At 31.8% G+C, this 7,635-nt stretch carries 7 protein-coding genes; 1 reads left to right on the top strand and 6 read right to left on the bottom strand.

What is annotated here, in order from left to right; all coding sequences use genetic code 11:
* Positions 1-228: 228 nt before the first annotated feature.
* The 3 genes from ACJQQZ_RS12430 to ACJQQZ_RS12420 all read right to left on the bottom strand — a co-directional run bounded on the left by ACJQQZ_RS12430 (position 229) and on the right by ACJQQZ_RS12420 (position 2,287).
* Positions 229-615, bottom strand: coding sequence for a mobilization protein (locus tag ACJQQZ_RS12430; protein WP_231112633.1), 387 nt, complete (start codon positions 613-615; stop codon positions 229-231).
* A 121-nt stretch (positions 616-736) separates the two neighbouring features.
* Positions 737-1,747, bottom strand: coding sequence for a relaxase/mobilization nuclease domain-containing protein (locus ACJQQZ_RS12425; protein WP_088922916.1), 1,011 nt, complete (start codon positions 1,745-1,747; stop codon positions 737-739).
* A 156-nt stretch (positions 1,748-1,903) separates the two neighbouring features.
* The gene (locus ACJQQZ_RS12420; protein WP_088922915.1) at positions 1,904-2,287 is read right to left on the bottom strand and encodes a plasmid mobilization protein; all 384 of its coding nucleotides are present in this window, start codon (positions 2,285-2,287) and stop codon (positions 1,904-1,906) included.
* Between the two features lie 550 nt (positions 2,288-2,837).
* Here ACJQQZ_RS12420 and ACJQQZ_RS12415 point away from each other — a divergent pair.
* A complete protein-coding gene (locus ACJQQZ_RS12415) occupies positions 2,838-4,406 on the top strand; it encodes a Vga family ABC-F type ribosomal protection protein (RefSeq protein ID WP_408023168.1) in 1,569 nt (522 codons plus the stop codon).
* A gap of 323 nt (positions 4,407-4,729) precedes the next feature.
* Here the strand turns inward: ACJQQZ_RS12415 and ACJQQZ_RS12410 are convergent, their stop codons facing one another.
* From ACJQQZ_RS12410 to ACJQQZ_RS12400, 3 genes are all read right to left on the bottom strand, one after another.
* A complete protein-coding gene (locus ACJQQZ_RS12410) occupies positions 4,730-5,341 on the bottom strand; it encodes an NDxxF motif lipoprotein (RefSeq protein WP_002485401.1) in 612 nt (203 codons plus the stop codon).
* The gene (locus tag ACJQQZ_RS12405; RefSeq protein WP_088922917.1) at positions 5,338-5,907 is read right to left on the bottom strand and encodes an HAAS signaling domain-containing protein; all 570 of its coding nucleotides are present in this window, start codon (positions 5,905-5,907) and stop codon (positions 5,338-5,340) included. Before ACJQQZ_RS12405 ends, ACJQQZ_RS12410 begins: the two co-directional genes overlap by 4 nt.
* Positions 5,908-6,246: 339 nt before the next feature.
* Positions 6,247-7,110: a replication initiation protein gene (locus ACJQQZ_RS12400; protein WP_049388504.1), complete on the bottom strand. Its 864-nt coding sequence runs from the start codon at positions 7,108-7,110 to the stop codon at positions 6,247-6,249.
* Between the last annotated feature and the right edge of the window lie 525 nt (positions 7,111-7,635).

The following is a 7,635-nucleotide window of genomic DNA, read 5'->3' as shown; positions in this document are numbered from 1 at the left end:
CTCTGAACCCTTAATAAACCCAAAAACTGTCGACTCGTCGGTTTCATAGCTCACGCTATACCGACATTCGTCGAAACAGTTTAATTAAGGGTTCTTCTCAATGCACAATAAATTTTCTCGGCATAATGGCGTGTGTTACTTTTTATTTCTCCTTTTCACTTCTAAGCTATTCTAAGCTTGATACAGCTTTTTTATTACCTCAAATGTGGTTTTTATTCAACGTTTATATTAAATGCGCTTATACGCGCTTAAAATGGCATATATAAGTCCTCCAAATAAAGCATAAGGAACAAGATAGAAAATAAGTATGAAATAACGCCATGCTGAATGACCTGTTTTCAGGATATAGTTCAGCCATTCATAAAAATGTTGTACACCTAACCAGTCACCTAAGGGACTTAAGACTAAAAATGCGACCATCACTAAGGCAATGATAAAAAACATCGCTGTAATGCCTTTGGTTAAACGATGAAACGCTTGATCATATTGTTTCATCGCTGTGTCGTTGTACTTGATACGTTCATCAAGGGTTGCTTTATAATCTTTATTGGCTTGTCGCAGTTCGGCTTGGTTAGTTTGTAATTGCTCAATCGCCTTATGTGTGTCTGTTTTCACATCTTTCAATTCTTCTTGGATGGCTGTTTGGAAATCTTGTTTTAAATTATCGTTATTAATGCGTTCGATATAGTGTTTCGCTACACTGATGAAACGCTTTTGTGTGATTTCAGTCGCTTGATTAAAGTTCGAGGCCGTGGTCTCGATGGTCGTTAATAATTGTTCGTGACGCTTGTTTCGCTCGTTCTCTCTCTTCTCGATCTCTTCGAGCCTTTTCATGAGCAAGTCTTGCTGATTCTGCAGCTTGTCTGCTACGCTCAAGCTCATTTGTGTCTTGGGCGAATTGGTCCCAATCTGATTGAGTGACGCCTGTATCTCGTTCAGTTGCTTCATCACGGTTTGAAGTTGGTCGTTTGGGCTGGAATTCGGTGTCTGAGTCTCGTTCTTGTTGTTTTCGTCGTTGAATTTGTCTTTCAAAGCCATCTTCGATCCCCCCTTTGTTGTAATCTTCGCCGAGTTTACGTCCACGCACCTTTTTATCTTCGGCTAAGTGTCGATAGGTAATGCTTTTGGGTGTGACACGTTCAAGTTCAATACCATGTTGGTTTAAATGGTCTTTGAATTCGTCCATATTGGTGGCCTGTGATTGATCGATGGCCTCTCTGATTTCATCTTTCCATGAATATTGGGCTGTTGATTTCGTATTAGGGTCAGCAATTGCTTTTTCCGTTTGCGTATAACGTAAGCGTGCTGTGTCCTTTTCTGGCACGCTTAAACCATGTTCCATGCAAACCTCATCATTGAAATTTCTGACATTACGTAACGCTTGTTTATTGTTATTGAATTTCTTACCTGTCTCGAGGTCAATTGAATTAATGACAATATGATTGTGTACATGGTCTGTATCTGCATGCGTATAGACCGCCACTTGATGATTCGGTGTGAGCTTTTCAGCGAGTGCTAAGCCTAATTGATTACATTGTTCGGGCGTGACTTCGCCCGGTTGAAACGACTGGATAATGACATGCCCTTGATTCCCATCGGTTTTACCATATAATTCGCGAGAAGCTTTAAAACTTGATTTGGCATAGTCGACATCACAATTTAAGCCACTTTTCTCAACCGCACGTTTTTCAGCGTAATTAATGGCCCGTGATGTTGATTTGGTCGCACTTAACTTAGTTGTTGCCATAGTCATCACGCTTATTTCTTTCTCGGAATAATGAAAACCAAGTGATTATGACTGATATTGTTACAAATATAGGCGTTAAATACGTTCCACGACTTATTAATATAACGTTTAAAACAATTACAATAAGCGTAAATATCGTAAAGAGAATTAAAAAAATTAATTTAGACTTTGCCATATGTTATTCAACCTTTCACGTAATTCATTAATATTATGTTCTAATGCTTCATAGTTCGGCGCTTCGTGTTGATGTTGGTTGCAATATTTCGCAATCTGATTGGCATTAGCACCTAATCTACTTAAATCTTTGGCTATCGATTGTCGCGTTGTTTTATCTAATTTAGGTGCGACCAATCGAGATCCCTGTGCCTTTTTCTTAACGAAAGAAGGCACACTCATATTTAAAGTTTCAGCTGACTGTTTCAACTTTAAATATTCGGATTCGCTCACACGAAAACTAATTTGTTTCGGCTCCTTACGGTTGTGTTTATGGTTTTGCCCAACAGTTTCATCGCTAGCCACAAATGTGTTTTGTTCGCTCATACATCCCACCACGCTTTCTACGAAAGATAACTCCTTAATATAATTTTACTTTACAGGGTAAAGCAAAATTAATCAAGTCGTTAAGTGGTTTGGCAAGCACTGGCTTTGCTAGCCACTCACGTGGTAGCGACGCCTGCTTGTTGGGGAATATCCCCAAGCCCCTTAGGATTTTTTCTGCGAAAAAATAAGTGGCTAATTGCTAGCCACTGTTCATTAAGTAATATAAATAAATTAAAAAAATAATTTGAGTTGAACATTGACATTTATTTGCTATTTGTTTAAGATGAATTTAATACGATAAAGGAAAGGGTGAACCAACTACATGATTAACTAATCCTATTTTCAAAAGTAAACAATTGAAAGTGTTTTATTTACAAACAGCGTTTGATTTGTGTTGTTTTCAATTGTACTTTTCAGGATAGGATGAAAATTCTGTAGTTGGCTCTAAAAGTATTTTGTTAGAGTTCATCTATATAGATTTATGCCTCCTATTCTGAATAGATTGGGAGGCTTTTATTGTCTTCAATTACTTATAAGAGGATGAGAAAATATGAAAATAATGTTAGAGGGACTTCATATAAAACATTATGTTCAAGATCGTTTATTGTTGAACATAAATCGCCTAAATATTTATCAGAATGATCGTATTGGTTTAATTGGTAAAAATGGAAGTGGAAAAACAACGTTACTTCACATATTATATAAAAAAATTGTGCCTGAAGAAGGTATTGTAAAACAATTTTCACATTGTGAACTTATTCCTCAATTGAAGCTCATAGAATCAACTAAAAGTGGTGGTGAAGTAACACGAAACTATATTCGGCAAGCGCTTGATAAAAATCCAGAACTGCTATTAGCAGATGAACCAACAACTAACTTAGATAATAACTATATAGAAAAATTAGAACAGGATTTAAAAAATTGGCATGGAGCATTTATTATAGTTTCACATGATCGCGCTTTTTTAGATAACTTGTGTACTACTATATGGGAAATTGACGAGGGGAGAATAACTGAATATAAGGGGAATTATAGTAACTATGTTGAACAAAAAGAATTAGAAAGACATCGAGAAGAATTAGAATATGAAAAATATGAAAAAGAAAAGAAACGATTGGAAAAAGCTATAAATATAAAAGAACAGAAAGCTCAACGAGCAACTAAAAAACCGAAAAACTTAAGTTTATCTGAAGGCAAAATAACAGGAGCAAAGCCATACTTTGCAGGTAAGCAAAAGAAGTTACGAAAAACTGTAAAATCTCTAGAAACCAGACTAGAAAAACTTGAAAGCGTCGAAAAGAGAAACGAACTTCCTCCACTTAAAATGGATTTAGTGAACTTAGAAAGTGTAAAAAATAGAACTATAATACGTGGTGAAGATGTCTCGGGTACAATTGAAGGACGGGTATTGTGGAAAGCAAAAAGTTTTAGTATTCGCGGAGGAGACAAGATGGCAATTATCGGATCTAATGGTACAGGAAAGACAACGTTTATTAAAAAAATTGTGCATGGGAATCCTGGTATTTCATTATCGCCATCTGTCAAAATCGGTTATTTTAGCCAAAAAATAGATACATTAGAATTAGATAAGAGTATTTTAGAAAACGTTCAATCTTCTTCACAACAAAATGAAACTCTTATTCGAACTATTCTAGCTAGAATGCATTTTTTTAGAGATGATGTTTATAAACCAATAAGTGTTTTAAGTGGTGGAGAGCGAGTTAAAGTAGCACTAACTAAAGTATTCTTAAGTGAAGTTAATACGTTGGTATTAGATGAACCAACAAACTTTCTTGATATGGAAGCTATAGAGGCGTTTGAATCTTTGTTAAAGGAATATAATGGCAGTATAATCTTTGTATCTCACGATCGTAAATTTATCGAAAAAGTAGCCACTCGAATAATGACAATTGATAATAAAGAAATAAAAATATTTGATGGCACATATGAACAATTTAAACAAGCTGAAAAGCCAACAAGGAATATTAAAGAAGATAAAAAACTTTTACTTGAGACAAAAATTACAGAAGTACTCAGTCGATTGAGTATGGAACCTTCGGAAGAATTAGAACAAGAGTTTCAAAACTTAATAAATGAAAAAAGAAATTTAGATAAATAAATTACTTTAAATTTAAGCAATAAAGATTATTCTTGTTGTCTTTTTATTGAATCATTGATGGGTAATATTTATTAAGTTAGCGTATTGCATAACATATACAATTCAACTACCCATAATCGTTAATTATGTTAACTAACTCAAAAGGGACAAACGCCGTCATTTCAGCGTTTGTCCCTTTTGGTTCGGATTATAGGATATTCATCTTTTATACATTACCCCAATGACACGTTTTCATGCATTTTCATAAGTGAGGTTTTGAATAAAGATACAAAATTTTACACTCTTTTTAACGTATGCTTTATAAATATTTAAATTATAAATAATCACTTTTTAAAAGCTTTAGTTTTGATATTTTTTTCTTGTAAGAATTTTTCTATTTTAGATTGCTCTCTTCCATTCACTATTGTACTGTCATCTTTAATTTCTCCGATATCTTTAGTAGATACTTTTTCATGTTTTGTACTTTTGTTAATTATTTGATCAAGTTTCTTCTCTAAATTTTTGGAATATCTATTAGAATGAGAAATATACTTACTTATTCTTTCTGTATCTTTTTTATAATCTTTAGGTAATTTATTATTTATTATATAGTTTTTAAAATTCATATCATTTTTTTGCCTTAGGCTATTTAAGTGTTTAAGATTTTTAGTTTCACTTTGACTTAATGATTCTTCAGAATCTACCTTATCTTCGTAATATTCACTACTTTCAGATAGCTCTTCATCTTTATCTAAATATAGCTTTATTGATTTTTTCATTTCATTTTCTGTTATATATTGATTACTTGTTTTCTTATCAAATATTCTTTTTGGTAACGGTTTTTCTACTATTTTCTCTTCATTCTTTTTTTCAATATGATTATCATTGTTAGAATTAGAACAACTTACTAAAATAACTGAAAAAATCAATAATAAAAAAATATATACTTTTTTCATTTCATTTTCCCCTTTTTATAGATGGTTATATTCCAATTTAAATAATTAACTAATAACTTCCAAAAATATTTAGTAATAAAATAACCAATAAATACTAGTATAATTCCTAAAGTAACTCCTTTAATAACTTCTATAATGTCTCCGGTGTTAATAGTACTGAAACCATTTATAATCCCCATTACTAATAATATTATTGGTGATATAATCATTATCGGAACTGCAATGAAATAGGCTAATATAAAAGGTGAGAATAGTAAAAGAACAAAAAAACTAAATATTATTAAAATTAAGTTTAAAATACTAAGCTCCATAATAGAAAAGGCTGCAGAAAATATACTTTTAATACTTTTTTTATTTTCTACTTTGTATAATGAATTTACAGCATTTATTTCTTTGGCTATTTTTACAGGATCACCAAGTTCTTTAATAATTTCCTCATCATTTTTATTATTTTTATATCCATTAATAAAATAAGACTCGTATTCAGATAAAATATCTTCTTTTTCATCAGTATTTATCTTTTTTATTTCTTTTTGAATAATCTTTAAATATTCTTCTTTATTCATTAATGCCACTCTCTTTCACAAATCTATTTATTGTTTTAGTAAAGCCATTCCACTCTTTAAGTAATGCACTGAAAAAACTTGTATATTATAATTAGAGCGCACTTCCTGTGCATGAAAGGAGGTGTGATGTACAAATGAATATTGCACTTTTCGTCGTAACAATTATCATTTGTCCAGTTTTGACTGGTATCATTGCAAATTATTTGTATGATAAATTCAAATGATAAAAAGAAAACCCCCACAGCCGTCCAAAGCTTTGTGGGGGTTTTTGATGTACAAACAACATCGCACTTTTCGTTACTTTTAGTATATCTTTCATGTTATCTTTTGTAAACTTTTCTATTCTTCCCAATCTACTTTAAGTTGTTTTAAAAAGGCTTCTCGTTCTTTCTCTAGTTGTGGATCATGCTCGTTGTGTATTGTTTTTTCATATGTGCGTTCTTCTAACCATTTTGGGGTTTTCTCACGACTTATATATTGGTGTGACTTATCTATATTCGCCATTTGTGGTTGTCGTTTATTGTGAATGCGTTTCTCAGCGTCAAACGTAAACTCTAGCCATTCAATTTTGCGACCTTTTTTTGCCTTTATTTTATTGATATTGAGATTACTAAATATTGGAGAAAGCTCCTTGATAATCGGTGTTAAAACAAATTGATTAATATTAGACATTCTATAGGATTCTGGAATATCTAGTCGTTCTCTAAAGTCTTCAATTTTAATCTTCATATAGCCGGTATGTTTATATTGTTTAAGTAATCTAAACATATTTTTTGAATAGGTAGATTTAAGGTGTGTCATCTCTTTTAATTCGAATTTAGTAAAATTATCCGTAATTGAATTTAAGATGTATTTTAAGTCGGGAGAAGTAGCAATTTCTAAATATTTTTCGGATATATCTATTTCATACTTATAGAATAAGACAAATTTTTTAATTTTTGTTTCAGTTCTAATAGTATATCTGATATCTAACATTTTGTCGTAAACTCTTTGGAGATCATCTACAAACCTGTTAATGTTACGTGTTTCAGGACTGTAATTACTTAATTCTTTGAGTTCGTCAAAAGACAAATGGAGTGTATTAGTATCTTGTTCTTTGAGTTTATTACACATAGCAAAGAACAAATTAATTTCAGTAGCAGTAAAGCGTCTTAAAGGTACTAAATTCATTTCATTTTTATAAATAACAGTTTCTCCACTCATATATTATCTTTCCTTTCATTAAAGGCATGAAAAATATTAAAACCATGCCTTTAATATTGTAAAAAAAATGTATTAAAGCTTGTTTATACAATAACATAGAAACATAGGCATAACAATTTAAAAACCATGCCTTTAATGTGGCAAAACTATGCCTTTAATGTGGCAAAACTATGCCTTTAATGTGGCAAAACTATGCCTTTAATGTGGCAAAACTATGCCTTTAATGTGGCAAATCCGTTGTCACTCTAGGACTCAAATGACTCCTAAAAAGGTTTTAAAAAGATTTATAAAAAGATATTAAAAAGTTCGGGGCAATTTGCCCCTCACAAATTCAAAAGACAAAAAGGAAACCAACCACATTTGTGGTTGGTTTTTATTATTTAAAAAAGCAACAAGTAATATAACTTTAATGCATTATTCCAATTGCTTTATTGACATTGAGCCTCTGAACCCTTAATAAACCCAAAAACTGTCGACTCGTCGGTTTCATAGCTCACGCTATACCGACATTCGTCGAAACAGTTT

The organism is Staphylococcus sp. KUGN1 (assembly GCF_045984185.1).
Lineage (GTDB): Bacteria > Bacillota > Bacilli > Staphylococcales > Staphylococcaceae > Staphylococcus > Staphylococcus warneri_A.
This window is presented reverse-complemented; position numbering and strand designations above follow the sequence as displayed.